The following is a 25,947-nucleotide window of genomic DNA, read 5'->3' on the forward strand; positions in this document are numbered from 1 at the left end:
CAAACCTGCTGGATGGGCGGGATATACGGGCAAATGAGTGGCTTGTCGCCTGGGTCTGCAGTCGCAATGCCGCTCGCGTATTCAAGCATGTGAATCCGTGAAATCCGGCGGGGCGGTTCCGAGCTGACTGTCGTGAGTGAGCTGGTTGAGCGTGAATACCCAGAGGCCCCCGTTGCATCCCCTACCACCGCACCGGCCCCGCCTCATCCCCCCAGAAAATCCACCGGCTGGTCTCCACATACGGCGAGGTCCCAATCGAGTACGGGTCCATGCCCGCCTCGCTGCGCTCCAGCCGCACCAGGTAGCCGCCGTAGCTGGCGGCCCACAGCACGCTGCCGTCGGGGGCCATGTCCATGCCGCTGATGGTGCTGCCGATGTGGTGGCGCCACAGGGCTTGGCCGTCGTCGCTGATGGCGTGCAGGTAGCCGTCGGCGTCGCCCAGGATAGCGAGCCCGGGCTGGGTGGCCGAGGCGTACACGCGGCAGCGGCCGTCCAGCGTGGGCAGGTCTTCTGCGTCGGTGGGCGCATGCTGTGGCGCGTCTTGCGGCCCCTGCGCAGCGAGTGGCGAGAGCGGCGCCGACAGCGTGCTGCCCCAGTACAGATGGCAGGAGTTGGCGAACAGGCGTGTGCCGTCGTGCGAGAACACTGCGTGGTGCGGGTAGGACGACTGCGGGTCGTATTCGGCCACCAGGGTGCCCTGAGCGTCGAGCAGGATGTGGCTGCTGTCCTGGTCGCCCACGGCGATGTGGCGTTCGTCGGGCGAGAGGGCCATGTGCAGCATGTCGAGGGCCAGCACGGTGACGGTCTGGCCGCCTGCCTCTTCGTCCATCTGGTTCTTGCGCCAGGTGTAGGGGCCGTCTTCGTCAAAGGTTTGCGGGTGCAGGCGTTGCACGCCGCCACCGTCGCTGCCGGCGTTGGTCGTGGGCGTGAGAAGGTAGATGCCGGTCGGGTTGCGCAGCAGCACGCGCTGACCGTCGTTGAAGGGGATGAGTTCGTCGCAGCGCTGCCCCAGCGGGCCTGGCGCCACGGGCACATGGGGTGGCAGGCCTTCGTTGCCACGGGGCAGGGCAAAACGCGCAATCACCGGGCCGCCAAAGCCTTGGTGGGTGGTGATCTGCTGGCCGTCGCTCTGGGCAAAGATGCGCCGGTTGTGGGATCGGCCCAGGCCGTGCAGTGCGGGCAGGGGCTGGTGGTGCGGGCCCTGCACAGCCACCCAGTGCGCGGTGTCGTCGTAGGCGGGGCCAATGCGCGCCAGCACGCGGCCGTCGTCCAGCGCAATCACCGGGCCGATAAAGCAGCCTGCATTGGCCGCGCGCTGCACAAAGGCATCGGGGGCAAACGCAAAACGCTGGCGAAAGCGCTCGCCCAGGTCGGCATCGGCATGCCGGTGCACCACGCGTGCAAGCTGCAGCACGGTGGGGGCGGCGGCCTTGCGCGGGTCGGGGGGCAGGGTGTTGTCCTCTTCTTCCTCGTCGTCGTCACTCTCGCCGTCCGTCGCTGCCTCATCGCCCGCCGTGGGCTCGGGGCTGTCTTGGGCCAGTTGGTGTGCGCGCACGGCGGCCACATAGGCCTGGCCGTCGGCCTGCCACTGGGCCGAGAGTTCCATCAGCTCCAGCGGGAAGACCGCCACATCGGGTACATCGGCCGCCAGGGGCGGGGTGGCCAGCAGGTGCACGTCTGCCTCGATGCGCCGCGCCTCGGCCTGGCGGGCGGCCTCTTGCTCGGCCTGGGTGCGGATGCGGGCCTCGACCGCGCCATAAAAGCGCAGCAGGCGGGCGATTTGGTCGGCCGCGCCACGGGGCAAGGGGGCGCGGCTGTCGTTCTGGCGCTGTGCGTAGGTGAACTCAACCACCGCAGGGCCGTCGCGGGCCTCGTCGATGTTGATCTGGTAGGCGCTGTGGGCGTTGTCTTCGTCGTCGCCCGGTGCGTCGTCACCGTTGTGCCAGCTGAGCTTGAGCGCGCGCCCCCAGGGCTCGCCGTCGTGCATGCAGGGCTGGCGGGCGCCCACCCAGATGTCGCCCTCCCACCAGCCGTTGCGGTCGCTGTCCCACCAGTCGTTGTATTGGTCGGTGAACACGGGCAGGGTGGTGAGGGATTCGATGCGCTCGGCTGTCAGCGTGGCCACCAGGCGCTGGTAGAGCGGGTAGCGCGCGCGGTGCTGGCCCACGGCCTTGCGCATGTAGTCAAGCACGCCGCGCCACGCGGTCTGGCAGGCCCGCCAGGCTTCGGGGTCAGTACCCTCGGCCAGCGCCTGCCATTCGCCGGGTTCGCCCTGGCTGTAGCGGCGGTAGAGCAGGGTGAGCTGCGGCGTGGTGGGCACGTCGCGGCGCAGCAGCGTGGCCGCCAGCCGCTGCAGCAGGCCCTGGGGCGCAGGCGTTTGCACGGCCGAAAGGTAGAAGTCCCAGGTTTTCCAGACAGTGATGAATACGTTGTCGTCGCGCTGGTCGCCGTCTTCGTCCACATGCCGCTGGCAGATCGAGAAGTCGGTCTGCTGGAACCAGCCATAGGCCTTGTGTTCTTTGTGCGCGATGACTGGCGTGTGCACCACGGCCAGGATGTTTTGTACGCTGATGCTGTTGTCGGCGCACAGGTCGTGCGCCAGCGGCCAGGCGGCCTGGATGTCTGCGCTGCTGTGCACCGCGCTGTCGCCAGCCCGCACGGCGGCCACCACCTGGGGGCGGTGCAGCATGGCGGCCAGGCCGTCCTCGCCCGCGTCCGCCCTGTTGTGGCACTCGGGGGCAAACACGGCGGCCAGCACCTCGCCAGAGAACTCCGCCAGGTGCGGCACGGGGCGCACCTCGTCCAGCAGAAACTCCACCTGCTCGGGGCCTGCGATGTGCAGGTGGTATTCGTCGGTGAACAACGCCACGCGGGCCCGCAGCCCGCCGTGCACGCGCAGCTCGCCGTGGTTGTAGTGGCCCCACAGCAGGTCTTGCACCCGCAGTGCGCCTTGCACATGCACCAGTTGCCCGCCGATCACGGCGTTGTGCACCTGGGCGTTGCCAGTGACGATGAGGTGGGTGGCGCCGTCGGTGTCGTCGCAGGTCAGTGCGCCGTCGATCTGCAGGTGGCCGTCCACAAGGATGAGAAAAAGCGAACGGGGGATGGGCGTGTTGTCCGTGCCGGTTTGCAGGCCTTGCCACCAGCGGCGCTGCGGGCTGCCGCTGGCCAGGGGGGCGTCCAGGTGCAGCTCGGACCACTGCACGTCGCCGGTGATCCACAGCACGGTTTCATCGGCCAGCGCGGTGGGGTCTTCTGCCAGGCGCTCGGCCATCCAGCAGTCGGCGGGGATCAGGGCGGCCACATCGGCCAGCGGGCAAAGTCGGGCAGTGGGCATGGGCGTTGGAGTGTGGTGCCAGTGGCGGGGCATCGTACACGCAGGCCACGCGGTTTCTGCTTTGCGCAGACAATGATGTGTTGTCTTATCAATTGCCCCCCATGTCCCAGAACCCGCCTGTTTTTGAAGTCCTGCCCCGCGACCTCTCGGCCTACCGCCAGGGCAATGTGGGCATCGACTATGTGCACCGCTTCGAGTCCGGCAAGCCGGGCCCGCATGTGCTCATCAACGCCCTCACGCATGGCAACGAGATCTGCGGCATGGTGGCCGCCACGCACCTGCTGGACACGGGTGTGCGCCCCCTCATCGGCACGCTGACCATCAGCTTCGCCAACGTGGCCGCCTACGAGTCGTTTGACCCGAGCCGCCCGTTTGAAAGCCGCCAGCTGGTGCACAACCTCAACCGCGTGTGGTCGGCGGCCGAGCTGGACGGCACCGCAGACAGCCCCGAGCTGCAACGTGCCCGCGCCCTGCGTCCGGTGGTGGCAGCGGCCGATCACATCCTCGACATCCACTCCACCAGCCAGGATGTGCAGCCGTTCTGGGTCTACCCCGCCTACCCGCGCAACGCCGAGGCCGCACTGGCCCTGGGCCGCCCGCCCGTGCACCTGGTGATGCCCAGCGGTCTGGGTTCGGGCACGCCGCTCATCCAGCATGGCCGCCACGGCCAGGCCGATGGCACGGGCGTGGCCCTGGTGGTGGAGTGCGGCCAGCATTTCCTGCAATCGGCCGCCGATGTGGCCACAGCGGTGGCGCAGGATTTTCTGGCGCACTTTGGCCTGATCGCCCCACTTGCCGACCGGCCCGCGCCAGAGGCGCAGCGCCGCTACGAGCTGCTGGAGACCTGCATGGTGCGCACCGCAGACTTTCGCTTTGCGCGACCCGTGCAGGGCTTTGAGGTGTTTGCCCAGAGCGAACTCATCGCCACCGATGGCCCGCACGAGATCCGCGCGCTGTGCGACGACTGCACGGTGATGATGCCCACGCGCGAGCCCATCGTGGGGCGTGAGGCGGTGTACCTGACCCGGCCGATCTGACGGGAGCGCAGCGCAGCCCGGTGGTTCAGAACGACGAACCGGGCTGCTGCAAGAACGCCAGCTCCTCGGGCGTGGAGCTGCGCCCCAGCACCGCATTGCGGTGCGGGTAGCGCCCAAAGCGCGCAATGATGTCGCGGTGGCGCACCTCAAACTGCAGGTTGTTCTGAAGCCCCGGCTGGTCAAACAGCACCAGAGCCTGTGCGTGGATGGCGGCCGATTCGCTGTGCATGTAGGGCATGTAGGCAAAGGCGCGCTGCACGGGCGTCAGCGCCGCATCGTGGCCCCCGGCCACCAGCTCCTGGGCCAGTGCCAGGGCCTGGGTATCCTGCGCAAACGCCAGGGGGGAGCCGCGATGCAGGTTGCGCGAGAACTGGTCCAGCACCAGGATCTCGGCCAGGCGCCCCTGCGGCGTAGCGCGCCAGGCCCACAGCTCGCACTGTTGCGCGGCATGCCAGGTGGCGCCAAACCGGGTGCGAATCAGCGCGTCCAGCGTATCGCTCTGGGCAAAGTGCTGCGCGGGCGTGAGCTCTTCAAACCAGAAGTGCAGGATGTCGTGGGCTTGCATGGGCTGGGTGTCCTTTTAATGAGAAAAATAGGCCGTTTCCGCGCTCTGGTATTCGTTTGATTGCTATTGAATTTGTAGTATTTGCTGCGCAGGCGCAGGCGCAGGCGCAGGCGATGGTGCAGCGGCGGCGCCGCCGTCAGGGCGGCACCACGGCCTGTGTGCGCTCCTGGCGCACCAGATACAGGCCGCTGCCGATGATGATGGCGCCCCCCAGCAGGGTGCTGTAACCCGGCACGGTCTGCCACAGCACCCAGTCCAGCCCCATGCCCCAGGCCAGGGCCGTGTATTCAAACGGCGCCACCACCGATGCCTGCCCGTGGCGGAACGCCTCGGTGATGGCCAGCTGGCCGACAAACCCGGTCACGGCGAGCCCGGCCACCAGCGGCCAGTGCGCCTGGGCCACCCCCACCCACTGCGGCCAGGCCAGCGTGCCTGCGCCCAGCGCCAGCAGGGTGGTGGTCCAGAAGACCAGGCTGGCGCTTGAATCGGTGCGGGTGAGCAGGCGGCCCGTGATGGCCGACACCGCATAGCAGCCCGCCGCCGCCAGCACTGCCAGCGCGCCGAGGGTGAAGAACGCCTCCTGGCTGGGGCGCAGCGCCACCAGCACGCCCACCATGCCCAGCGCAATCGCCACCCAGTGTGCGGCGCGCACGCGTTCGCGCAGCACCACGGTAGACAGCGCGGTGATCAGCAGCGGCGCGATGAAAAACAGCGTGTAGGCCTCGGCCAGCGCCAGCTCGCGGATGGCAAACGCAAACAGCGCCAGCATGGCCACGTTGAGCCCGCCGCGCAGCAGGTGCAGCGGCCAGCGCACCTGGAGCAGCCGGGGCACTTCGCCACGCCACAGCACATACAAGGCCACCAGCGGCAGTGCGGCCCAGCCCCGCAGCGCGGCGACCTGCATGGCCGGGTAGTGGGCGGTCAGCGTCTTGAGCAGCGCATCCATCAGCGAGAAGAAGCCCACTGCTGCCACCATGGCGACGATGCCGCGCAGATTGCCAGATGAGGCTGTGGTGCTGGAGTGTGCCGGGTGCACGGGCAGCGCCGGGGCACGGGTGTCGGGCTCAGACATGGGTGCCTTGGGTGGTGGCTGTGGGGGCCAGGGCCCGTGGGCGCTGGGCGGCACGCAGAGGTGGCGTGGTGCTGGAGGGGGAGGGTGGCCGGTGCATGGGTGTTTCCCAAAGCCTTGTGGGCGCAGGGTGTGTGCAGGGCCAAAAAGTGTAGCGCACGCAACCCGTTGATGGCGGCTGTGGGGACGGTTGGGCCGGGGCGTGCTCAACGGCCGCAAGAGGCGTAGAGTCTCACAACCTGCTTGCGATCTTTTCAAGGATCGATTCGCCCCAGGAGATCGCCACCATGGGCCCCCACCGCATCGTGCTGATACAAGGCCACCCCGACGCCCAGGCGCCCCACCTGTGCCATGCGCTGGCCCAGGCCTATGCCGACGGCGCCACTGCTGCAGGGCACGAGGTGCGCCAGATCGATGTTGCCACCATCGACTTTGCGCTGCTGCGCAGCCAGCACGAGTGGGAACTGGGTCTGCTGCCCGCCTCGCTGAAACCGGCGCAGGCCGACATCGGCTGGGCGCAGCACATCGTGTTGTTCTTCCCGCTGTGGCTGGGCGACATGCCCGCCTTGCTCAAGGGCTTTCTGGAGCAGGTGGCGCGGCCCGGGTTTGCCTTCAGCACCGAAGGCGGCAACACGTTTGGCCGCAAGGGCCTCACCGGCCGCAGCGCGCGTGTGGTGGTCACCATGGGCATGCCCGCGCTGGTGTACCGCTGGTACTTCCGCGCACACAGCGTGAAGTCGCTGGAGCGCAACATCCTGGGTTTTGTGGGCATTGCACCCGTGCATGAAACCCTGGTCGGCCATGTGGAGCAACTGGGCGATGCGGGCGTGGCGAAGTGGAAGGCACGCATGCGTGCGCTCGGGGCCAAGGCCGCGTAGCTCCCCCTGCCCTTGGCAGGAGGCTGCGTCAGCCAAACGCCCGTGCCGTTGCCAGGGCGCCCATGCGCTGGCTGATCGCAAAAAACTCTGCCACCGTGTCTTCGATGATCTGCTGGGCTGTCTTGACAGAGTCGATGAGCCCGGCCGTCTGCCCTGCGAGTGCAGGCGCGGCCTCCATGTCGCCGTCAAAGTACACGCGCTGGATGCCCGCAAAGCTGTCGGCGGGCATCAGGCCTGCCTCGTGGATGGCCTGGGTGCGCTGCGACTTGAGCGCGCGGATGCAGGGGCTGGCCTTGGTGTTGAGCATCCAGGTGCCGGTCACGCCCGCATCGACGATGGCGTTCTTGTAGTTGGCGTGCACGGGGCTTTCGGCGCAGCTCACAAACCTTGTGCCCATCTGCACCGCCTCTGCCCCCAGTGCAAAGGCCGCCGCCATGCCGCGCCCGTCGCAGATGCCGCCCGCGGCCACCAGCGGTACATCCACCTGCGCGCGGATGGCCTGTAATAGCACCAGGGTGGAGACTTCTTCAGGGTTCTTGAAGCCGCCGCCTTCACCGCCTTCGACCACCAGGCCGTCGATGCCTGCGTCAACGCATTTGAGCGCCGCGTCCACCGTGGGCACCGCGTGGTACACGGTGATGCCCGCATCCTTGAGCGGCGCAATGAACTTGGCCGGGCTGCCCGCCGAGGTGGTCACAAACTTCACGCCCGACGCGCACACAAAGCGCAGCATGGCGTCGTCTTTCAAAAAGCGGATGGGCAGGTTCACGCCAAACGGCAGGCCGAGCACGCTCATCTTCGTGATCTCGGCCTGGCAATTGGCCGTCTCGCCAGAGGACGTCTCGATGATGCCCAGCCCGCCCGCGCGGGACACGGCCGAGGCCAGCGGCGTGCGCGCGATCCAGCCCATGGGCGCCTGGATGATGGGGTAGCGCGCGCCGGTGTGGGCGAGGACGCGGTTGGTGGCGGGTGGGGTCATGGGCGGAGTCTCCTGATTTTTGGAGCGCCCATTATTTCTACGGAGGTGTGGCTGCCGTGTCGCCCGCGTTACGGGGTTGGTGGGTTCTCTGCAGTCTCTTCCCACGGCAAGCGTTCAAACAGGCGCTGCCAGTCGGCGCTGGGGATGGCGCTGAGGCTGAGGTTGGCATCCTCTGCCATGTTGTGCCCAGGCCCCCAGCCCGCAGGCCCCGGCCATGGCAGCCCGCTGTCAAACGTCATCGCCACCCCCGACACCGGGTGCGGCACCGTCAACTGCCACGCATGCAGCCACAGCCTTTGCTGTCCCAGCCGCTCGGCCCACCAGCGGTTGAGCGGGCCTTTGCCGTGCGTGGCGTCGCCGATGATGGGGTGGGCCAGGTGCTTGAGGTGGCGGCGGATCTGGTGGCGCCGCCCTGTGGTGGGGATGGCCTCGACCAGCGAGGCACGGGTGGTGGCAAAACGCGTGTCGCTGGTTTCGGGCAGCGTGAGCTGCGCCAGTCGCCGAAAGCGCGTGTGGGCGTCCTGGACTGCCGCATCGGCCGGGGCATCGTCGGGCTTCAAGGCGTGGTCCACCTCGATGGCCTCGGGCGCCCAGCCGCGCACCATGGCCAGGTAGCGCTTGTGCGTGGCGCCGTGCTCGAATGCCTGTGACAGTGCCCGCGCCGCATCGCTGTGCAGCGCCATTACCAGCACGCCGCAGGTGCCCTTGTCGAGCCGGTGCACGGGGTACACATGCTGGCCCAGCTGGTCGCGCAGGGTTTGCATCACAAACCGCGTCTCGCCCGCGTCCAGCCCCGTGCGGTGCACCAGCCAGCCCGCAGGCTTGTAGACGGCCACCAAGTGCTCGTCGCGCCAGAGGATGTGCAGGGGAGGGGGCATGGAAGAAAGCGGGAAGGGTGGCAGGAAAAATGCAGGCAGCACGCACGGGCCGGGATGCCGCGCGCGCCGTTTTACTACATGGCCCCGCACACTGCTGACAGATTCTGGCAGCAGGGGCGATAAGCTCCCGGTCCACCAGAGAGGGGGCTTCATGATCCATCGCTTTCAATGCCAGTGTGCCAAGGTCGTCGGCGAAGTGGCCGACACGCGCTCCGCCATCCACGCCATCTGTTATTGCCGGGACTGCCAGGCCTATGCCCACCACCTGGGCCAGGCCGACGCGGCGCTGGACGCCCTGGCCGGTACCGAGGTGGTGGGCACACATGCCCGCAACGTGTCTTTCAGCAGTGGCATCGATCAGCTGGCCTGCCTGTCGTTGTCCGAAGGCGGCTTGCTGCGCTGGTACGCGCGCTGTTGCAACACCCCCTTGGCCAATACGGGGCGCGACTGGCGCATGCCCTATGTGGGCCTGGTCCATCTGTGCCTGCGGGCGGGCGGCGCACCGCTTGCGCCTGCGTTTGTGCCAGTGCAGATGCACCTGGAGACCGCCAGCGCCAAGGGCACGCCGCCTCGCACAGGCTGGAGCCAGCTGAGGGCGCTGCTGGGCTTCATGCCCCGCATTGCGGCGGCGCGATTCACCGGCAGCTACCGCCGCACACCGTTCTTCACGGCCGCTGGCTCGCCTGTGGTGGCCGTGCGTGTGCTGTCCGCCGCCGAGCGGGGGCGGGCCATGGCAGCGGTGTAGCCGCTGCGCCGGGTGCATGGGCTCCCGGCCCCACCAACCTCGCGCCGGGGCGTGCCAGAATGCCGACGGTTCGCTGCGGGGCCCCGGGCCGGGCCGCTTGTGCATCGGTCAGCGCTGCGCTCTTCGCCGAACCCAAAACACAACAAGGAGACCCCATGTCGGCAGGAGACTGGAAAGACATGTACGCCGCCGCCGTGGCGGGAGACCTGGCGCTGGTGCGCCACCACATCAGCGCGGGCGTCAACCCCAACTACCAGCACCCCGAGATTCTGTGCACGCCCCTGGTGGCCAGCCTGATCCATGGGCACAGCGAGATCGCGCAATACCTGCTGGCTCACGGCGCCGACCCCGGGCTGCGGTCAGACTTTGACGACATGACCCCGCTGGAGGCCGCGCGCCGCTATCGGCGCACCGAGTTCATCACGTTGCTGCAGGCACAGGGCGCCAAGGAAGAGCGCAAGCCGTTCTGGTGGCGCTGGCTGCCGGTGTAGGCGCCAAGCACGGGCCCATATCCGTAGAGCCCGCGCGGCGCAGGCCAGCGGCCGCCGTGCAAGGGGCGTCCCGCCGCACGGGCGGCGTCCCCCCTCGGGGGGAAGGCGCAAAGCGACTCAGGGGGGGCTTATTTCCCTTGCCCGCATCTTGGCCGCTATGTACTCCCCATGCGTCACATGCAGCAGCCCTGCCACCTTGCTGATGGTGTGCATCTCGTTCTCGTCCAGGCGCGCATCGGCATAGGCCACCTGCCACATGGCTTCGACCAGCTGGATCTTCTGGTCCTGCGTGAAGTGTGTGTTCAGGCTACTTGTAAAGCGCTGGTAGTCGTAGGCCGTTTGGGATGTGGTCACGGCCAGCTCCAGCAGGCGGGCCAGTTCGTCGTCGCTCAGCGCAACTTGCTGCGCAAGGCGGTCACCACGGTGGTGCGCTCGGCGTCGTCCATGGCGGCATCAAATCGCACCACCTCCACCAGCAGCACGGCGGCCGCCAGCTGCACGGTGTGAGCACGCTCGGCGGGTGACTGTGACGGCGTGGGCTGCGTGAAGCTGTCGAACAGGTCTTTGAGGGTTTGGAACATCGGGGGCCTTTGGGGAGGGCTTTCTCTGTGTGGCGCAAGGGGGTGGAGGTGTGGCCGCGCCGGTTGGTTCCCGCCGTGCGCGCAGGCGGTTGCGCACTTTGCGCTCGTGGCTGACTACTGCCCCGGTGACAATTGGGGGTCATGACGAAGAAAACCATACTCCCCCTGCAACTGCTGGTTGCCCCCGACAAGAACGACCCCGCGCCGCTGATCCTGTACCACGGGCGCAACTGCCCCGATGGTTTTGGCGCGGCGCTGGCTGCCTGGCTGTATTACGGCGACAGCGCCGAGTACCGGGGGCTGGACCATGGCGATGTGCTCTCGGTGGACGACCTGCCGCCCGTGGCGGGCCGCACTGTCTACATCCTCGACTTCTCGTTCTCGGCCGAGATCCTGCAGGCCATTGACGAGCGCGCCGCCAAGCTGGTGATGCTGGACCACCACAAGAGCGCGGCCGAAAAGCTCACTGGCTTTGCCTGCCGCTGCGGCGTGGTGCACTTTGACATGAGCAAGTCGGGCGCGCGCCTGGCCTGGGAGTTCTTCCACCCGCATACCCCCATCCCGGCGCTGCTGCAGTATGTGGAAGACCGCGACATCTGGAAGTGGGAGTTTGAAGAGAGCGCACGTTTCCTGTCGGCGCTCGACATGGAGACGCAGGACTTTGCGCGCTGGAGCGAGATTGCCACCTTCAGCCCCGAGCAGCTCGCGCAGTTCATGGTGCGCGGCGCGGCCATGGACGAGAAGTACAAGAAGCTCTGCGCCGACATCGCCGAGGGCGCGCAGCCCCTGGTGTTCAACGGCATTGCGGGCCTGATGGTGAATGCGCCCGGTATGTTCCACAGCCTGGTGGGCGACATGCTCTCGGCCAAGACCGGCACCTTTGCGCTGATGTGGAGCGCGGGCGAAAAAGGTGTGAAGGTGGGGCTGCGTGCGCAGCGCAACTTTGACTGCATCGCGCTGGCCGAAAGCATGGGCGGCGGCGGGCATGCGCAGGCCTGCGGTTTCAAGATGAAGGTGGAGCGCCTGCCCGAGCTGCTCTCTGGCACCTTCAACGCCTGAAGCAGGCGCCGGTTTTGAATAAAAATCGGCCTTTGCGCGCTATGGATAAGCGCTGATAGCTATTAAATATATAGCAATTGGCGCAAGCTACACCAGCCGCAAGTCCGCCCCCTTGGTCCCCGGAAACACCCGCGCCACGGCGGCTGCGTTCAGTCCGTACATGCGCGCGAACAGCCCGCCCAGCACGGCGCGGTAGTCGTTGAGCACGGGGTAGTCGCGGTTCTGGAACAAGGTGGTGGCCGTCAGCGCCTGCTGCTCGCCCACAATGCGCCCGCCGCCCACACCGCCGCCCAGCACCCAGAACACGGTGCCGTGGCCGTGGTCGGTGCCCCGGTTGCCGTTCTCGCGGAAGGTGCGGCCAAACTCGCTGACCACCACGACCACGGTGCTCTTCCATGCCGGGCCCATCTCGTCGGCAAAACCCGCCAGGCCCCGGCCCAGCTCTTCAAACCGGTTAGCCAGCGCGCCCGTGGCCGCACCCTGTGCCACATGGGTGTCCCAGCCGCCCACGTCCACAAAGCCCAGTTGGTAGCGCGTCTGCATCAGCTTTGCCATGCGCCGGGCCGTGCCTTCAAAGCCCTTGGTGCTCAGTGCGTTGCGGCTGGCGGCCTCCATCTCGCCCTGCATGGTGCGCGCCACTTCTTCGCGCGTGGCAAAACCTTCGGCCACGGGTGTGGCCAGTGGCGTGCCCCGGTACATGGATTCGATGAGCTGCGCCTGCCGCGCATCCACGCCGCTGCGGCCGGCCGCCGCGCTCAGCAGCGTGTTGGGCACATCCACTGCGCCGCGCAGCACCAGGGGCAGGGTGCTGGTGAAGGCCATGGGCTGCAGCGCGGCCGTGGCCGGGGTGTTGCCGGTGCGTGGGTTCAGCTCGGACACCAGCCGGTTCAAAAAACCTGAGCGGTAGTCGCGCCGCCCGCTCACGGGCTGGCCCAGCTCCATGCTGTCTTGCGTGTCGAAGTGGCTGCGCGAGAGGTCGTCGGTGCCCGCAAAGGGCACAAAGGCCAGCTGGCGCTGCTGGTACAGCGGCAGCATCGATTCGGCCAGCGCGGGGTGCAGGCCCCAGTCGGGCGTGAGCGGCAGCGCGCCGCCGTCCTGCCCCGGGCGGGCAATGGCGATGTTGGGCCGTGTCTCGTAGTAGTAGCTGCTGGCCGTGGGCACCAGCAGGCTGGCGCAGTCATAACCACCGCGCAAGAACACAAGCAGAAAACGCACGTCCTGCGCGCCGGGGGCGGCCATCGCGCTGGCGCTGTGCACGCCGAGGGCGCTGGTGCCCAGCGCTTGAAGAAGGTGTCTGCGTCGCATGGTGATTTCCTCAGCCGTGCATGAATTCCGGTGATGCAAGGAACAGCAGGTTCCACTCGCGCGGCGATGCCGCCTGCGCCAGCGCATTGCGCGTGGCGGCCGACCAGGTGGGCTGCAGGGCGCGCACATAGGCACTCTGCGCCAGCGGTGGGGGCGTACGCTGCGATGCCGACTGTTCGGCCATCCTCATCTCCTTCTCGCGCGGGGTGGGCATGGGGGCGGTGGCCACCCCAGCCCCGATGGCGCGGGCGATCTCGAAGCGCGTGGACATCTGCCCTGAGCCTGCCCATGCCGCCGCGTCCAGCGGGTAGCCGTCCGGCGTGGCGCGGCCATACAGGGGCTCGGCCAGGCGCTGCAGCCAGCCCAGTGCGGGCTCCGCGCCGGGCAGCACGGCGTCGCCATGGGCCAGGCGCAGGCTGGCCAGCACATAGTGCACCGGGTCGCGAAAGCGCTGGCCCAGCGATGCCCGAAATTCCGGCGCGCTGAACAGCGCTTCCAGCACGGCGGCAATATCGCCATCGGTGCGCTCGAACGTGCGGGCCAGCGTCTGCAGCAGTGCGGGCGGCGGCTTGTCGCCCACCAGGAAGAGCGCGATCTTGCGCGTGATGAAACGCGCCGTGGCCGGTGCGCGGGCCAGGCGGTCCAGCGCTTCGTCCACCTCGGCCAGGCCTTCGGCGCGCAGGGGCTGGCCCAGCAGGGTCTTGGGCTCCCAGTCATGCCGCTGGGGGTTGAACTCGAACAGGCCGTCGCGCACATAGTGGCGGCGCAGCGCGGGCTTCATGCGCGGGGGCTCGTCGCTGTCTGGCTGGCGTGCAATGCCCACGCCGGTCAGCACGCGTGCCAGCTCCTGCACGTCCTGCTGGCTGTAGCCACCGTCCACGCCCAGCGTGTGCAGCTCCATCAGCTCGCGTGCGTAGTTTTCGTTGATGCGGCCTGCTGCGTTGCGGGCGTTGTCCAGGTAATGCAGCATGGCCGGGTGGCGCACGGTGGCGCCCAGCAGGTCGCGAAAGCGCCCCAGCGCATGGGGGCGGATGGCGCGTTCCTCGTAGTCGCCCACCAGCACACGCAGGTTGCCTTTGCCTGCAAACACGCTGAAGTGGTTCATCCAGAACCAGGTCATCTTCTCGCGCAGCTGGGTGGGCGAATACAGCGCGCGCAGCACAAAACGCTCGGCCGCCTCCTGCTGCAGCGCGCGCATCTCCTGCTGCCAGGCCTTGAGCGCGGCCTTGCGGCCATCCTCGGTGGGCTGGGCCTTGGCGGCCTGGTGCTGGGCCTCCATGCGCGCGGCCAGCTCGGGCAGGGGCGTGCGGGTGATGGCCATCGCGTCGATCTGCGCCTGGGCCGCGCGCGGCAGCGTGGCGGGCGGGGGGCGCAGCTGCGCGGCCAGGTAGGCGGCAACCCCTTGCGGTGGCAGCGCCTGTGCGCCCTGGGCGGTGTTGCCCCAGGTCACGCGGTCCAGCAGGCGGGCTTGCATGGCTTCGTCGGCACCAGCCCAGCCAGCGGTACCCGCCGGGGTGGCGGCGCGGGCCAGGCCCAGCGGGGCGGTGGCAGCCATGCCCAGCAGGCCTGCGAGCACGGTGCGGCGTTGAAGAGGGCCGTGGGGCGGGGCGGAAGGAGCGTTCATGGAGTGCGCTTGGGGGCAGGCAGTGGGCGCATGGTGCTCCGCTCCAACGCGGCGTGCAAGCCTGCTGCGCGGGTTTTACCTGCGCGACACAAACGCCCCGGAGCTTGTTTACAAGGGCTGTCGCTCCGTCGCTGAACCGCTCACCTGCTCAGCTGCTGGCCTGCGCAGCTTCCTCGAAACGGTCCACCGTGCGCAGGGTCTTGAACGCCAGCATCCAGCCACCCACCACGCCCAGGGTGCACAGCCCGCCCACCACGGCGGCGGGCACCACGCCCAGCCAGGCGGCGCTGGTGCCCGCGCGGAACTCGCCCAGCTCGTTGGAGGAGCCGATGAACAGCATGTTGACCGCGTTCACCCGCCCACGCATGGTGTCGGGCGTGGAGAACTGCACCAGCGCGCCCCGGATGTACACGCTCACCATGTCGGCCGCGCCCGCCACCATCAGCGCCGCAAACGACAGCCAGAACCAGTGTGAGAGCGCAAACACGAGGTTGGCCACACCAAACACCGCCACGGCGATGAACATGGTGCGCCCCACATGGCGGTTGAAGGGCCGCATGCTCAGGTACAGCCCCGCGCCCACCTCGCCCACGGCCATGGCGCTGCGCAGCGCGCCCAGGCCCGCCGGGCCCACATGCAGCACCTCCTGCGCATAGATGGGCAGCAGGGCCACCACACCGCCCAGCAGCACGGCAAACAGGTCCAGCGAAATGGTGCCCAGGATGATGGGCCGCGAGCGGATGAAGCCGATGCCCGCGCCAAAACGCTGCCACATCGTGCCCTGCGTGGGCCCGGGCGCCGTGGCGTGCGCCACCGGAACCCGCAGCACCAGCGCCACCCCCAGCGTAAAGCAGGCGCAGCACATGGCATAGGTCAGCTCGCCGCCGCCCAGCGCATACAGCAGCCCGCCCAGCAGCGGCCCGCCAATGCTGGCCACGCGCATCAGCATGCTGTTGGCGGCCATCGCCTGCGCCAGATGCCCGCGCGGCACGATCTGCGGCAGCAGGCTTTGCATGGCCGGGCCCGAGAACGCGCGCGAGCAGCCATACAGCACCAGCACCGCATAGATGCCTGCCACCCCGCTGGCTCCGTGGCCCGACAGCCACCACAGCAGGGCACTGCACAGCCCGCCCACGGCCCAGCTGGCCGCCAGGATGCGCTTGCGCGCAAACCGGTCGATCAGATCGCCCGCCGGCAGCAGCAGGCACAGCATGGGCAGGAACTGCGCCAGGCCCACATAGGCCAGCGCCAGGGGTTCGCGGGTGAGGTCGTACACCTGCCAGGCCACCACCACGGCCTGCACCTGGGTGGCCACCACGGCCACCACGCGTGCGATCAGAAAAGCAACAAAACCGGAATGGCGGTAGACGCTGGCGGGCTCGGCTTCGGGCGCCGCAAGGGGGGATGGGGGGGCAGTCATGACAACGGAGGGGCTGTTGGCGCGGGGCTGAAAACAGCTTTTCAAGGGCCGGGCCAAAGGGAGAGAAAGACCCCACGATCCTACTGGCCGTGCCCCCGGCGCGCTGGCAGCTACGGGAAAGACCCGCAGAAATCGCCATTCAGGTTTTGCCGGAGCGCGTCGATAAGGAGACAGAGAAGCGGGTTTCCGGGCCCCCGGCGCTGTGGCGTGGGGCGCGGTGCCTGTGTATTTATCAACCACTCACCAGGAGCTGCGGGGCTGGCCATGGGGTTGACGATCAACACCAACGTGATGTCGCTGAATGCGCAGCGCCGGCTTGGCAATGCGCAAAGCGATATGGCCACGACCGTGCAGCGCCTGTCCTCGGGCCTGCGCATCAACAGTGCCAAGGACGACGCCGCGGGCCTGGCGATCTCCGAGCGGTTCACTTCCCAGATACGGGGGTTGAACCAGGCGGCGCGCAATGCCAACGACGGCCTGTCGCTCATGCAGACGGCCGAGGGCGCGCTGCAGAGCGTCACCGCCAGCCTGCAGCGCATCCGCGAGCTGGCCGTGCAGGCCGCCAACGACACCAACAGCGCGACCGACCGCCAGGCCATCCAGGCCGAGGTCACGCGGCTGGCGCAGGAGATTGACCGCACCGGGCGCACCACGCAGTTCAACGGCATGGACGTGTTCGACCGCTCCGACGCCAGTGTGGTGGGTGACGAGAACCTGCTGGCCGTGTTTGACGGCCTGACCAGCGCGGGCAGCTGGCTGGAGAGCAGCGAGAACCTCATCCGCAGCTACTTTGGCCTGCAGGGCGACGGCGCGGCCATCGACATCCGCTACACCGGCTTTACCGATAACGCGGGTGGCGTGGCCGCCTATGTGCAGGTCACCGGGTTTGACGGGCAGGGGCGGGGCAACAATCTGGTGCTGCAGGTGGACATGGCCGACTTTGTGCCGCCCAACCCGCCCAACGGCGGCTCCGCGCCGTTCTACAACGACCGTGTGATTGCCCACGAAATGGTGCACGCGGTGATGGCCCGCTCCACCAACTGGCAGAACATCACTGGCAGCCACCTGTGGTTTGCCGAAGGCGCGGCCGAGTTCATCCACGGCGCCGAAGAGCGTGTGCGCACCGACGTGGCCAACCTGGGCGTGGCGGCCGTGGTGGCGGCCATTGGCGGGCCCAGCAATACCAGCCAGTTCTACTCCTCCAGCTACTCGGCCGTGCGTTACATGCACGACCGCATCAAGACGGCGGGCGGCACCGGCATCAAGGATGTGCTCACCTACATGAGCAACAACCCCGGCTCCACGCTGGACGCGGCCATTGGCGCAGCCTCGGCCGGGGCCTTCACCAACGCTGGGGATGTGCTCACGCAGTACGGGCTCAACGGCGCGGCCTTCATCGGCAGCTTTGACCTGAACAATGCCGACACCGGCGCCATTGGCGGCGCCGACGTGGACGGCGGCATGGTGCGCGACGCCAAGGCGGCGCTGCCCAACCAGGGCAGCCGCTCGGGCAAGGACGCGCTGCAGGGCTTCACCGAAACCTACGAGAGCATCGCCTCGTCCAGCGGCGCCATCAGCACCAAGGTCTTCCAGGTGGGCGCCAATGCCAACCAGACGCTGGAAACCCGCGTGGGCGCGATTGGCCTGGGGGCCATGGGCCTGCGCAACACGCTGGATGTGACCACCTCGGCCGCACAGGCCATCGTGTCGGTAGACCGCGCGCTGGACTACGTGAACAGCCAACGTGCCGTCATCGGCGCACAGTCGTCGCGGCTGGAGTCGGCCATCACCAACCTGCAGATCGGCAGCGAGAACCTCTCGGCCAGCCGGGGGCGCATCACCGACACCGACTTTGCGGTGGAGACCGCCACCCTGGCGCGCCAGCAGATCCTGCAGCAGGCGGGTAACGCCATGGTGGTGCAGGCCAACCAGATGCCCCAGGGCGTGCTGGCTTTGCTGCGCACCTGATCCATCCCTCTCCAACTCCGCTCAGCGTTTGCTGCGCCGGTGCCGGTAGTCCCACGGCGCCAGCGGCCGCTTCTGCGACCACAGGCCGGTGCCACTGCTGCGCGCCTGCTGCTGCAGCGCCGCCAGCTGTGGGCGCGATTCGGCATAGGGCGTGTACACCCAGGCCAGGCCCGCGCGCACCTGGGCCGTGGCCACGTCGGCACTGCGGCAGCGCACATGGGCCACCGTGCGGCCATAGCTGTCCTCATCCACCGGCTGCAGCGTGGCGCGCTGCCTGAAGCACAGCCGCGCCAGGTGCTGCCGCGACTTCTGGCCAAACGCCTGGCGCGACTCGGGCGCGTCGATGGCGGCAATGCGCACCTTCACCTGTTGGTAAGCGCCGGGCGTGCCACAGCGGGCGGTCAGGGTGTCGCCGTCGCTGATGGCGACGACCAGGCAGAACAGGGAAGCAAGGGGCACGGGCGGTGGTGTGGTTGGGGGAGGAGGGCGAAAGGCAGCGTTGACGGGAGGCGGCAGCTTTACAAGCCTTTTTGGCCTTCTGGGCGCAATGGGTAAGCGCAGATCGCTATCAATAGTGTAGCTGCTGTGGAGCAGGCTCCGGGGCAAGCCTAGGTGTGTGGCTCATGGGGTGCAGGGATGCCGGTTTTTTGTGCAGCCGGCTGAAACCACGCACCGGCGCGGGTTTGAGATCGTGAACACGTTCTGAAGGTTGTTCCGGGGTTTATCCACAACTTGTTGCACACGCGGCGGGTATAACTTGCCGGATGCTGGCTGGCAGGACGGGCAAATCCCCTCCTCGTGGTGGTCGTGGGGCCCGCAGCAGCTCCCTAAAATTGATGGAACCGCGCCGGGCCTGCACCGTCAGAACACCCTGTTGCGCAGCGTAAAGAAAACCAGACATGACCCCAAACTCCCCAAAAGATTGCCCCTTGCCCTCCGCCGTACCGGCGGCCCGCGCACCAAGCCGCACCCCGCTGCGGGCGCTGGCGATGGCCGTGGCGGGCGGTGCATCGGCCCTGCTGCTGGCGGGGTGTGTGGGCACCACCGTCAAGACCTTTGAAGTGCAGGAAAACTTTGGCTCCGTGGCCACCTATTCGCGCCTGTTCGACGCCACACCCGCCCAGACCTGCGAGGCATCGCGCCGCGCGCTGCTGAGCCAGGGCTATGTCATCTCGACCCAGCAGGCCGAGCTGATCGAGGGCAAGAAGAGCTTCCAGCCCGAGGCCGAATCGCACCTGCAGATGGTGGTGCGCGTGGTGTGTGTGCCCGAGGCCAATGACGGCAAGGTGAGCCTGGGCTTTGTGACCGCGCTGCAGGACACCTACGCCCTGCGCAAGACCAACAACTCCGCCAGCGTGGGTGTTGGGGCGATCGGCTCGGTGTCGCTGCCGTTTTCTTCCAGCAGCGAATCGCTGGTCAAGGTGGGCAGCGAGACCATTTCCAAAGACACCTTCTACGAAAGCTTCTTCGACCTGGTCAAGCGCTACCTCATCATCGACCAGGCCCAGGCCAGTGGTGGCTAAGAGCGGCTAACAAAACTCTTCTGGCGTCGTTGCCGCGTCTTGTCGTACTAGGCGTACGGCCTGCGACGCAGTGCCTAGCCAGAACCGCTTCGCTGAGTTTTTTAGCCGCTCTATGGCTGAACGTGTGTTGCCAGGCGCCCGCAGCGGTAGAGCAGCAGGCGTCACTCGCCGCGCCAGCGCTCCACCAGCGCCCACCCCTCGGGCCAGTCGCCCAGTCCGCTGTCGGCATTGAGGTGGCCCCGCGCGCCCAGCACCACAGGCTCGGCGTTCCAGGCGCTGGCGCATTGCGCCGAAAACACAGGGGTGGAATACGGGTCGGTGGTGCTGCTCATCAGCACCCGTCTCGTCATGGATGGCAGGGTGGGCAGCGCTGGCAACGCTGGCAACGATGCAGGCAGCGGCGCAAAGCCCCGGGCGTCGGCCGGAAAGTTCGGCCCGCTGGGGTCGGGCACCGCCACCAGCAGCAGCGCATGCACGGCCCGGTGGTGGCGCGCTGCCCAGTGCACCGCCACCAGGCAGCCCAGGCTGTGGGCCACCAGGATGGGGGGCTGCGGCAGCGCGGCAATCGCATCATCGAGCGCACGCACCCAGGTGTCGCACACGGGGTGGTCCCAGTCGGCCTGCTCCACCCGCGCCACGCCCGCGTGCCGCGTTTGCCACAATGACTGCCAGTGGGTGGGGCCCGAGTTGTAGATGCCCGGAATGAGCAAAACAGGTCGCGTCGTCATCCAAATTCCTTGTTGTCAAAGCAGATCCATCACTGCCCGCCCACGATAGGAAACTGCGGCCACATCGGCCAGTGGCACCCATCGGAAATCGCCCGCCCAAACCTTGAAGTCATCGTTAAGAAAGCACGCTGTGGAACTGGACAAAAAAGACCGGCAGATCCTCACGGCCCTGCAGCACGACGCGCGCCAGAGCCTGTCAGCGCTGGGCAAACAGATCGGCTTGTCGCAACCCGCCATGAGCGAGCGCGTGAAGAAGCTCGAAGACGCAGGCGTGATTGCAGGCTACGCCGCCCGCATCAACCTCGCCGCCGTGGGCCTGGGCCTGCAGGCCGTGGTGCGGGTGCGCACCACGCACGAACATATCCAGCGTTATGTGTTGCTGTTTCAGTCCATGCCCGAGGTGCTCGACGCCGTGCGTGTGACTGGCGAAGACTGTTTTGTGGTGCGCTGTGCCTTCGGCCAGCCCGCCGACCTGGAGCGTGTGGTGGATGCGCTGGCGGCGTTTGGCAGCGTGTCCACCGCGCTGGTGCTGTCGCACCCGGTGAACAAGGCGGTGCCGCTGGCGTAGCCCGGGTGGGGTGGGGCCCTTGCAAGAAAAAAATGGCCGTTACCGCGCGTCTGTATTGCTTGAATAGCTATTGAATATGTAGCAATCCACGTGCTGGCTATGGGCGTGGCACCGCGTAGCGCAGCTCGGCAAACAGGCCGCCCAGTGTGGTCGCCGACGTGAGGCGCAGCGCAGGCTGCGTGATCCGGCGCGGCAGCAACGGCATGCCTGCGCCCAGCGTCACCGGGGCAATCTGCACGATCAACTCGTCCAGCAGGCCCGCGTCATAAAACTGCCCCACCAGCTCGCCCCCGCCCACAATCCATACATTGCGCCCCGCCGCCGCCTGCACCATGACCTGGTGCACGGGCCGCACATCGCCGCGCACAAAGCGCACATCGGCGCCCGCAATACCGCGCAGCGCGCGCGCACTGAACACCCATGTCGGCTGGGTGTAGGGCCAAGGCTGCCCGGCGTCGATGGCGTGTTTCAGCATCCATTCATAGGTGTGCGATCCCATGGCCAGCGCGCCCACATCGCGGATGAAGGCGGGGTAGCTGGAACCCTCGATGTCGCCAAATTGCAGCAGCCAGCCCAGGTCGTGGTCGGGCGTGGCGATGAAACCGTCAAGGCTGGCTGCGCCGTAGAACTGGGTGGAGGTCATGGGGTGAATGCTGGGGTCGGTGCTGTGGGTGCCGACACCATAGTGCGACGCTGCTGACAACGTGCTGGCAGCACGTGCTCGCGGCTCTCCTGTACGGCTTGCTTTGCGTCAGGGCATCTGCACCGTCTCCGCCAGGTGCCCATACACGGCCGCGATGCGCCGCAGGTGGCGGGACTCGGGGTGCGTGAGCAGCCACAGCTCCGTCTCGCAGTCGGCCAGTGAACCGGTGAGCGGGCGCAGGTCGCTGCGGGCCTGCGCCAGAAAAACGGGCAGCACGCCCACGCCCATGCCCAGGGCCACCAGCTCCATCACCGTGAGCAGGCTGTTCACGCGGTAGGTGGGCAGCGCCTTGGGAAAGCGTTTTTTGCGCCAGCGCACCGAGGGGTGGTCGGGCAGGGCGTCGTCCGGTGCGATCCACGCGGCCCGGCCCGACTCGACATCGGACAAGGCCTGCGGGCTGGCCGCTGCGGTGTAGAGCGCCGCGCGGACCATGCCCAGCTGCCGCCCCACCAGGTGCTGCGGCGGGCGTTTGGTGGCGCGCACGGCGATGTCGGTGTCGCGCCGCGTCAGGCTGACCAGCTCGTTGCCCGCATGCAGCTCATACACCAGCCCCGGGTGCAGGGGCTGCAGCGCTTGCAGGGCCGGGGCGATGAGCCCGTGCAGGAGGGTGTCGGTGGTGGAGATGCGCACCGTGCCTGTGACCTGCTCGGGCTGTGCCTGCGCGGCGGTGCGGGCGGCCTCCAGCGCAGCCTCCACGCGCTCGGCCTGTTCTGCCAACGCCAGGGCCAGCTCCAAGGCGCGGTAGCCCGCGCGCGAGCGCTCAAACAGTGCCTGCCCCAGTCCGCGCTCGATGCGCTGGATGGAACGGAACACGGTGGACGCATCCACGCCCAGCCGCTCACCAGCTGCCGCCAAGGTGCCGGTGCGCACCATGGCCAGCAGTACCTCCAGCTCGGCAGCGCCAAAATGGTATTGCATTGATGCAATATTTGATTTCATTCTTGCTTATTTTATTTGCGCTGATGCAAATGTAGATTTTGCCTGTCCCCCGGGGCCGAGTTGTGTGCTCAGGGGGATGTCCCCTTCACTTTTCACAGAAAGCCTTTTCCAACATGAAGCTCTACCACGCTCCTGGCGCCTGCTCGCTCGCCGTCCACATTGCGCTGCGCGAGGTGGGTGCCGTCTTCGATCTGGTCAAGGTGGACCTGGCACGTCACACCACCGAGACTGGCGCCAACTACCTCGACATTTCGCCGCGTGGCTATGTGCCTCTGCTGGAGCTGGACGACCAGACGCGCCACACTGAGGCGGCGGCGCTGCTGCAGTATGCGGCGGATCTGGACCCGGCGCAGGCGCTGATTGGCAAGCACGGCTCGCGCGAGCGCTTGGCCGTTCTCGAGTGGCTCACCTTCATCAGCACCGAGTTGCACAAGGCCTTCAGTCCCTGGTTGTGGCACAGGGAGACAGCCGACTCCACGCGCCAGGCCGTCCGGGCCAAACTGGCCGAGCGGTTTGCAGAGATGGATGCCGTGCTGTCGCGCAGTGACTTCCTGGCAGGCAGCTACAGCGTGGCTGACGCCTATGGTTTCACCATCGTCAACTGGTCGAATCTGCTGGGCATTCCGCTCTCTGCCTATCCGCATCTGCAGGCCTGGATGGCACGTGTGGCGGCGCGCCCGCAGGTCCTGGCTGCGCTGCAGGCCGAGGGGCTCGGATCGTGAATGCAGGGCCAATTGGAGCGCCCCCGCTCTCACTGGTTTCGCATGCGCTGTGCCCCTATGTGCAGCGTGTGGCTATCGTGCTACACGAGAAGGGCATGGTGTTCGAGCGCCGCACCATCGACCTGGCCCACAAGCCCGACTGGTTCCTTGCTATTTCGCCTCTGGGCAAGACGCCCGTCTTGCAGGTGCGCGGCCAGAGCCTGTTCGAGTCGGCCGTGATCTGCGAATACCTGGACGAAGTGGCCACGCCCATGCTGCATCCGCAAGACCCGTTGCAGCGCGCGCGCCACCGCGCGTGGATGGAGTTTGGCTCCACGGTGCTGGGCACCATCGGCGCGTTCTACTCGGCGCCCGATGAGGCCACGTTGCAGGGCCGCGCGCTGGATCTGCGTGGCCGTTTTGTGCAGATCGAAGAAGCCCTGAGCCAGCACAGTGCCGAGGGCCCCTATTTCGCCGGGCCGGACTTTGGCATGGTGGACGTGGTGTTCGGCCCCGTGTTCCGCTACTTCGATGTCATCGACACCGTGCCAGGCATGGCGGACCTGGAGTTGTGGCGGGGCCTGCCGCGTGTGGCGCACTGGCGCACCGCACTGGCTGCCCGCGCCTCAGTGCAGCAGGCCGTGGGGGCAGACTATGCCGAGGGCTTGCGCAGGTTCTTGCGCGCACGCGGCTCAGCGCTCTCGCGGCGCATGGGCGCCGTGGCGGCGTAACTCCCCACATCCGCATCGGCCCAGGCGCCGGGCGCCAGCCCGTCGAGCGTGTGCGGCCCGATGGCCGCGCGGATGAGCCGCAGCGTGGGGTGGCCCACGGCGGCCGTCATGCGGCGCACCTGGCGGTTGCGGCCTTCGCGAATGATGAGTTCGATCCACGCGGTGGGGATGGCCTTGCGCTCGCGGATGGGCGGGGTGCGGTCCCACACGGCGGGGGCGGGCTCCAGCAGCCGCGCGCGGGCGGGCAGGGTGGGGCCGTCGTTCAGCACCACGCCACTGCGCAGCGCGGCCAGCGCGGCCTCATCCGGGACGCCCTCTACCTGCACCCAGTAGGTTTTCTCCATCTTGAAGCGCGGGTCGGCAATGTGGGCCTGCAACTGGCCGTCGTTGGTCAGCAGCAGCAGGCCTTCGCTGTCGGCGTCCAGGCGCCCGGCCACGTACACGCCGGGCAGGGCGATGTAGTCCTTCAGGCCCTGCCACTTGCCCTCGGCCGTGAACTGGCTGAGCACGCCATAGGGTTTGTTGAAGCGGATCAGGCGCGGGGTCATGGGGGCGGGCGGGGCGTGGGTTTTGAATGAAATTGGCTGCTTGCGCGCGTCCATCATGCGCAAGCAGCTATCAAAATAATAGTTATGCAGGGATGAACAGGGCCGGGTCCACCATGCTGCGGTTCAGCATCACGCCCCAGTGCAGGTGGGGCCCCGTCACGCGGCCGGTGGCGCCCACCTGGCAAAAGGCGTCGCCCGCCTGCAGCACATCGCCCACGCGCACATCCATGCGGCTGAGGTGGCAGTACATCGTCAGCAGGCCCTGGCCGTGGTCCAGCCACACCGTGCCGCCGTTGAAAAAGTAGTCGCCCACATCGATCACCCGGCCTGCCAGCGGCGCGACGATGGGCGTGCCCGTGGGCGCAGCGATGTCCATGCCGCTGTGCGGATTGCGCGGCTGGCCATTGAACACGCGGCGCAGCCCGAAGGAGCTGGAGCGCCGCCCCGGCACCGGCACGCGCATGCGCAGAGACGGCTGGGCCTGGCCCGCAGGCAGCTCGGTGAAGGTGGCCATCACGCCCGCCTGGTGGTCGCGCTCGCGCTCGTAGCGCGCCTGGTCTTCGGGCGAGAGGTCTACCGTGCGTGGCGAGACCTGCAGGTGCTGCTCTTTGTAGCGCTTGGGGGCCACGGTGTAGTGCAGCGGGCGGGGGCTGCCGCCGTCAGCCAGCGCGGTGATGAACGCGTCGCCCGGCGCAGCGGCCAGCGGAATGCCCACGATGGCCGTCCACTCGATGGCGTCGCCCGCCACCAGCACCGGCACATCCACCTCACCCTGGCGCACCAGGGCCCGGGGCCGCGCGGCGGCGGGGCCCAGCGACAGCCGGGCCACACCGCCCGGCACCTGCAGCGCCTGGGGCCACACGGTGGGTGCTGCAGGCGCGGCAGGTGGCTTGGTGGCGGATGCAGGCTGCGGCTTGGCGTGCAGGCCCATGGCGGGCGCCAGCAGCAGGCCGCCCGCGCTGGCCAGCGCTGCGCGGCGGGTGAGGAAGGCGGGGTGAGCGGGGTGGGGGAAAGAGGCTGGCACGGGAAGGTCTGGCGTGGCGGTGAGGCTGCAGCCGGGGCTGTAGGCGGGGCTGTAGGCGGGGCTGGGGCCGAGGGCTGCAAGCGAGGAAAGGGCGGGCCTGGAATGCAAGCCCGCAAGACCACGCGGGTGGCGCAGTAGCGGGCTGGCGGCCAAGGGCTGGTCAGTGCGTCACAAACTCGTAGGTTACGGCTTCGCTTTCGACCATGTCCAGCACGTCGTTGAGCTCGTCCTCGCTCTCGGTGCTGCTCCACATGTCTTCGGGGTCGGTGGCAAACAGCGGCTCGATGGCGATGTCCAGAAACTTGCCGTCGGCCATCTGGATCACCGGCGTGCCTTCTGAGGTCTCGACCAGGGCCCAGTCGTCGGGGACGGTCATTTCGAGCTGGATGGTGACGTTGAGTTTTTTCATGGTGTTCCTCGGGGAATGGGTGTGGCTTGCTGTGGGGCAAGCCGGGGGAATGGTCTTCAGGCCCCGGAGGGTAACCCAGCACGATGGAAGTGCCCGCAAGAAGCCACCACCGGTCGCGCGCGTGGCATGTTGCGTGC

The 25,947-nt window shown here is 67.9% G+C and carries 27 protein-coding genes; 10 read left to right on the top strand and 17 right to left on the bottom strand.

Annotation, left to right across the window (positions count from 1 at the left end):
• Positions 1 to 181 precede the first annotated feature (181 nt).
• Entirely contained in the window at positions 182 to 3,337 is a 3,156-nt protein-coding gene (locus ACYZGB_RS10710) for a thioesterase domain-containing protein (protein ID WP_462388193.1), read from the bottom strand.
• A 101-nt stretch (positions 3,338 to 3,438) separates the two neighbouring features.
• On the opposite strand from ACYZGB_RS10710, the gene ACYZGB_RS10715 reads away from it, so the two are divergent.
• Positions 3,439 to 4,374 (top strand): M14 family metallopeptidase, encoded by a 936-nt coding sequence (locus ACYZGB_RS10715; RefSeq protein WP_462388194.1) that lies wholly within the window; start codon positions 3,439 to 3,441, stop codon positions 4,372 to 4,374.
• Between the two features lie 25 nt (positions 4,375 to 4,399).
• Here ACYZGB_RS10715 and ACYZGB_RS10720 read toward each other — a convergent pair whose 3' ends face one another.
• Both ACYZGB_RS10720 and ACYZGB_RS10725 read right to left on the bottom strand, forming a co-directional pair.
• The gene (locus ACYZGB_RS10720) at positions 4,400 to 4,939 is read right to left on the bottom strand and encodes a DUF924 family protein (RefSeq protein WP_462388195.1); all 540 of its coding nucleotides are present in this window, start codon (positions 4,937 to 4,939) and stop codon (positions 4,400 to 4,402) included.
• A gap of 136 nt (positions 4,940 to 5,075) precedes the next feature.
• Positions 5,076 to 6,011 (bottom strand): DMT family transporter, encoded by a 936-nt coding sequence (locus tag ACYZGB_RS10725; RefSeq protein WP_462388196.1) that lies wholly within the window; start codon positions 6,009 to 6,011, stop codon positions 5,076 to 5,078.
• A gap of 284 nt (positions 6,012 to 6,295) precedes the next feature.
• Between ACYZGB_RS10725 and ACYZGB_RS10730 the strand changes: the two genes are divergently transcribed.
• The gene (locus ACYZGB_RS10730; RefSeq protein ID WP_462388197.1) at positions 6,296 to 6,886 is read left to right on the top strand and encodes an NAD(P)H-dependent oxidoreductase; all 591 of its coding nucleotides are present in this window, start codon (positions 6,296 to 6,298) and stop codon (positions 6,884 to 6,886) included.
• A gap of 28 nt (positions 6,887 to 6,914) precedes the next feature.
• Here ACYZGB_RS10730 and ACYZGB_RS10735 read toward each other — a convergent pair whose 3' ends face one another.
• Together ACYZGB_RS10735 and ACYZGB_RS10740 are read right to left on the bottom strand one after the other, a co-directional pair.
• Positions 6,915 to 7,865 (bottom strand): NAD(P)H-dependent flavin oxidoreductase, encoded by a 951-nt coding sequence (locus ACYZGB_RS10735; RefSeq protein WP_462388198.1) that lies wholly within the window; start codon positions 7,863 to 7,865, stop codon positions 6,915 to 6,917.
• Positions 7,866 to 7,933: 68 nt separating this feature from the next.
• Entirely contained in the window at positions 7,934 to 8,743 is an 810-nt protein-coding gene (locus ACYZGB_RS10740; protein WP_462388199.1) for a pseudouridine synthase, read from the bottom strand.
• A 151-nt stretch (positions 8,744 to 8,894) separates the two neighbouring features.
• Between ACYZGB_RS10740 and ACYZGB_RS10745 the strand changes: the two genes are divergently transcribed.
• Positions 8,895 to 9,488 carry a DUF6151 family protein gene (locus tag ACYZGB_RS10745; protein WP_462388200.1) on the top strand — a complete coding sequence of 198 codons (594 nt, stop codon included), beginning with the start codon at positions 8,895 to 8,897 and terminating at the stop codon, positions 9,486 to 9,488.
• 155 nt (positions 9,489 to 9,643) lie between these two features.
• Positions 9,644 to 9,979, top strand: coding sequence for an ankyrin repeat domain-containing protein (locus tag ACYZGB_RS10750; protein ID WP_462388201.1), 336 nt, complete (start codon positions 9,644 to 9,646; stop codon positions 9,977 to 9,979).
• 117 nt (positions 9,980 to 10,096) lie between these two features.
• On the opposite strand, the gene ACYZGB_RS10755 is transcribed toward ACYZGB_RS10750, so the two are convergent.
• Positions 10,097 to 10,333, bottom strand: coding sequence for a tellurite resistance TerB family protein (locus ACYZGB_RS10755; protein WP_462388202.1), 237 nt, complete (start codon positions 10,331 to 10,333; stop codon positions 10,097 to 10,099).
• Positions 10,334 to 10,368: 35 nt separating this feature from the next.
• Positions 10,369 to 10,560: a hypothetical protein gene (locus ACYZGB_RS10760; protein WP_462388203.1), complete on the bottom strand. Its 192-nt coding sequence runs from the start codon at positions 10,558 to 10,560 to the stop codon at positions 10,369 to 10,371.
• A 141-nt stretch (positions 10,561 to 10,701) separates the two neighbouring features.
• Between ACYZGB_RS10760 and ACYZGB_RS10765 the strand changes: the two genes are divergently transcribed.
• A complete protein-coding gene (locus ACYZGB_RS10765; RefSeq protein ID WP_462388204.1) occupies positions 10,702 to 11,619 on the top strand; it encodes a DHH family phosphoesterase in 918 nt (305 codons plus the stop codon).
• A gap of 87 nt (positions 11,620 to 11,706) precedes the next feature.
• Here ACYZGB_RS10765 and ACYZGB_RS10770 read toward each other — a convergent pair whose 3' ends face one another.
• From ACYZGB_RS10770 to ACYZGB_RS10780, 3 genes are all read right to left on the bottom strand, one after another.
• Positions 11,707 to 12,924, bottom strand: coding sequence for a DUF1501 domain-containing protein (locus ACYZGB_RS10770; protein ID WP_462388205.1), 1,218 nt, complete (start codon positions 12,922 to 12,924; stop codon positions 11,707 to 11,709).
• A gap of 10 nt (positions 12,925 to 12,934) precedes the next feature.
• The gene (locus tag ACYZGB_RS10775; RefSeq protein ID WP_462388206.1) at positions 12,935 to 14,548 is read right to left on the bottom strand and encodes a DUF1800 domain-containing protein; all 1,614 of its coding nucleotides are present in this window, start codon (positions 14,546 to 14,548) and stop codon (positions 12,935 to 12,937) included.
• A gap of 148 nt (positions 14,549 to 14,696) precedes the next feature.
• Positions 14,697 to 15,968 carry an MFS transporter gene (locus ACYZGB_RS10780; RefSeq protein ID WP_462388207.1) on the bottom strand — a complete coding sequence of 424 codons (1,272 nt, stop codon included), beginning with the start codon at positions 15,966 to 15,968 and terminating at the stop codon, positions 14,697 to 14,699.
• A gap of 264 nt (positions 15,969 to 16,232) precedes the next feature.
• Here ACYZGB_RS10780 and ACYZGB_RS10785 point away from each other — a divergent pair, with 264 nt between their 5' ends.
• The gene (locus ACYZGB_RS10785; protein WP_462388208.1) at positions 16,233 to 17,936 is read left to right on the top strand and encodes a flagellinolysin; all 1,704 of its coding nucleotides are present in this window, start codon (positions 16,233 to 16,235) and stop codon (positions 17,934 to 17,936) included.
• A gap of 21 nt (positions 17,937 to 17,957) precedes the next feature.
• Here ACYZGB_RS10785 and ACYZGB_RS10790 read toward each other — a convergent pair whose 3' ends face one another.
• A complete protein-coding gene (locus tag ACYZGB_RS10790) occupies positions 17,958 to 18,395 on the bottom strand; it encodes a thermonuclease family protein (protein WP_462388209.1) in 438 nt (145 codons plus the stop codon).
• Between the two features lie 530 nt (positions 18,396 to 18,925).
• Between ACYZGB_RS10790 and ACYZGB_RS10795 the strand changes: the two genes are divergently transcribed.
• The gene (locus tag ACYZGB_RS10795) at positions 18,926 to 19,459 is read left to right on the top strand and encodes a DUF2242 domain-containing protein (protein ID WP_462388255.1); all 534 of its coding nucleotides are present in this window, start codon (positions 18,926 to 18,928) and stop codon (positions 19,457 to 19,459) included.
• Positions 19,460 to 19,620: 161 nt separating this feature from the next.
• Here the strand turns inward: ACYZGB_RS10795 and ACYZGB_RS10800 are convergent, their stop codons facing one another.
• Positions 19,621 to 20,187, bottom strand: a complete 567-nt coding sequence (locus ACYZGB_RS10800; protein ID WP_462388210.1) for an RBBP9/YdeN family alpha/beta hydrolase — start codon at positions 20,185 to 20,187, stop codon at positions 19,621 to 19,623.
• A 130-nt stretch (positions 20,188 to 20,317) separates the two neighbouring features.
• Here ACYZGB_RS10800 and ACYZGB_RS10805 point away from each other — a divergent pair, with 130 nt between their 5' ends.
• A complete protein-coding gene (locus ACYZGB_RS10805; protein WP_462388211.1) occupies positions 20,318 to 20,755 on the top strand; it encodes an Lrp/AsnC family transcriptional regulator in 438 nt (145 codons plus the stop codon).
• Between the two features lie 97 nt (positions 20,756 to 20,852).
• On the opposite strand, the gene ACYZGB_RS10810 is transcribed toward ACYZGB_RS10805, so the two are convergent.
• Both ACYZGB_RS10810 and ACYZGB_RS10815 read right to left on the bottom strand, forming a co-directional pair.
• On the bottom strand, positions 20,853 to 21,398 hold the full coding sequence (locus tag ACYZGB_RS10810) for a dihydrofolate reductase family protein (protein ID WP_462388212.1): 546 nt from the start codon (positions 21,396 to 21,398) through the stop codon (positions 20,853 to 20,855).
• 108 nt (positions 21,399 to 21,506) lie between these two features.
• Positions 21,507 to 22,397, bottom strand: coding sequence for a LysR family transcriptional regulator (locus ACYZGB_RS10815; protein ID WP_462388213.1), 891 nt, complete (start codon positions 22,395 to 22,397; stop codon positions 21,507 to 21,509).
• 113 nt (positions 22,398 to 22,510) lie between these two features.
• On the opposite strand from ACYZGB_RS10815, the gene gstA reads away from it, so the two are divergent.
• Together gstA and ACYZGB_RS10825 are read left to right on the top strand one after the other, a co-directional pair.
• Positions 22,511 to 23,119: a glutathione transferase GstA gene (gstA, locus tag ACYZGB_RS10820; RefSeq protein WP_462388214.1), complete on the top strand. Its 609-nt coding sequence runs from the start codon at positions 22,511 to 22,513 to the stop codon at positions 23,117 to 23,119.
• 11 nt (positions 23,120 to 23,130) lie between these two features.
• Positions 23,131 to 23,829 (top strand): glutathione S-transferase family protein, encoded by a 699-nt coding sequence (locus ACYZGB_RS10825; protein WP_462388256.1) that lies wholly within the window; start codon positions 23,131 to 23,133, stop codon positions 23,827 to 23,829.
• Here the strand turns inward: ACYZGB_RS10825 and ACYZGB_RS10830 are convergent.
• From ACYZGB_RS10830 to ACYZGB_RS10840, 3 genes are all read right to left on the bottom strand, one after another.
• Positions 23,751 to 24,377: a pseudouridine synthase gene (locus ACYZGB_RS10830; RefSeq protein ID WP_462388215.1), complete on the bottom strand. Its 627-nt coding sequence runs from the start codon at positions 24,375 to 24,377 to the stop codon at positions 23,751 to 23,753. The two genes, ACYZGB_RS10825 and ACYZGB_RS10830, sit on opposite strands and share 79 nt — an antisense overlap.
• 82 nt (positions 24,378 to 24,459) lie before the next feature.
• The gene (locus ACYZGB_RS10835; protein WP_462388216.1) at positions 24,460 to 25,401 is read right to left on the bottom strand and encodes a peptidoglycan DD-metalloendopeptidase family protein; all 942 of its coding nucleotides are present in this window, start codon (positions 25,399 to 25,401) and stop codon (positions 24,460 to 24,462) included.
• 160 nt (positions 25,402 to 25,561) lie between these two features.
• Positions 25,562 to 25,810: a hypothetical protein gene (locus tag ACYZGB_RS10840; RefSeq protein WP_462388217.1), complete on the bottom strand. Its 249-nt coding sequence runs from the start codon at positions 25,808 to 25,810 to the stop codon at positions 25,562 to 25,564.
• Positions 25,811 to 25,947 lie beyond the last annotated feature (137 nt).

The sequence above is a fragment of the Acidovorax sp. Q11 genome (genome assembly GCF_054950075.1).

Coding starts and splice junctions, on each gene's coding strand:
- ACYZGB_RS10710 (WP_462388193.1), bottom strand. CDS start 3,337: ATGCCCACTGCCCGACTTTGCCCGCTGGCCGATGTGGCCGCCCTGATC.
- ACYZGB_RS10715 (WP_462388194.1), top strand. CDS start 3,439: ATGTCCCAGAACCCGCCTGTTTTTGAAGTCCTGCCCCGCGACCTCTCG.
- ACYZGB_RS10720 (WP_462388195.1), bottom strand. CDS start 4,939: ATGCAAGCCCACGACATCCTGCACTTCTGGTTTGAAGAGCTCACGCCC.
- ACYZGB_RS10725 (WP_462388196.1), bottom strand. CDS start 6,011: ATGTCTGAGCCCGACACCCGTGCCCCGGCGCTGCCCGTGCACCCGGCA.
- ACYZGB_RS10730 (WP_462388197.1), top strand. CDS start 6,296: ATGGGCCCCCACCGCATCGTGCTGATACAAGGCCACCCCGACGCCCAG.
- ACYZGB_RS10735 (WP_462388198.1), bottom strand. CDS start 7,865: ATGACCCCACCCGCCACCAACCGCGTCCTCGCCCACACCGGCGCGCGC.
- ACYZGB_RS10740 (WP_462388199.1), bottom strand. CDS start 8,743: ATGCCCCCTCCCCTGCACATCCTCTGGCGCGACGAGCACTTGGTGGCC.
- ACYZGB_RS10745 (WP_462388200.1), top strand. CDS start 8,895: ATGATCCATCGCTTTCAATGCCAGTGTGCCAAGGTCGTCGGCGAAGTG.
- ACYZGB_RS10750 (WP_462388201.1), top strand. CDS start 9,644: ATGTCGGCAGGAGACTGGAAAGACATGTACGCCGCCGCCGTGGCGGGA.
- ACYZGB_RS10760 (WP_462388203.1), bottom strand. CDS start 10,560: ATGTTCCAAACCCTCAAAGACCTGTTCGACAGCTTCACGCAGCCCACG.
- ACYZGB_RS10765 (WP_462388204.1), top strand. CDS start 10,702: ATGACGAAGAAAACCATACTCCCCCTGCAACTGCTGGTTGCCCCCGAC.
- ACYZGB_RS10770 (WP_462388205.1), bottom strand. CDS start 12,924: ATGCGACGCAGACACCTTCTTCAAGCGCTGGGCACCAGCGCCCTCGGC.
- ACYZGB_RS10775 (WP_462388206.1), bottom strand. CDS start 14,548: ATGAACGCTCCTTCCGCCCCGCCCCACGGCCCTCTTCAACGCCGCACC.
- ACYZGB_RS10780 (WP_462388207.1), bottom strand. CDS start 15,968: ATGACTGCCCCCCCATCCCCCCTTGCGGCGCCCGAAGCCGAGCCCGCC.
- ACYZGB_RS10785 (WP_462388208.1), top strand. CDS start 16,233: ATGGGGTTGACGATCAACACCAACGTGATGTCGCTGAATGCGCAGCGC.
- ACYZGB_RS10795 (WP_462388255.1), top strand. CDS start 18,926: ATGGCCGTGGCGGGCGGTGCATCGGCCCTGCTGCTGGCGGGGTGTGTG.
- ACYZGB_RS10800 (WP_462388210.1), bottom strand. CDS start 20,187: ATGACGACGCGACCTGTTTTGCTCATTCCGGGCATCTACAACTCGGGC.
- ACYZGB_RS10810 (WP_462388212.1), bottom strand. CDS start 21,398: ATGACCTCCACCCAGTTCTACGGCGCAGCCAGCCTTGACGGTTTCATC.
- ACYZGB_RS10815 (WP_462388213.1), bottom strand. CDS start 22,397: ATGAAATCAAATATTGCATCAATGCAATACCATTTTGGCGCTGCCGAG.
- gstA (WP_462388214.1), top strand. CDS start 22,511: ATGAAGCTCTACCACGCTCCTGGCGCCTGCTCGCTCGCCGTCCACATT.
- ACYZGB_RS10830 (WP_462388215.1), bottom strand. CDS start 24,377: ATGACCCCGCGCCTGATCCGCTTCAACAAACCCTATGGCGTGCTCAGC.
- ACYZGB_RS10840 (WP_462388217.1), bottom strand. CDS start 25,810: ATGAAAAAACTCAACGTCACCATCCAGCTCGAAATGACCGTCCCCGAC.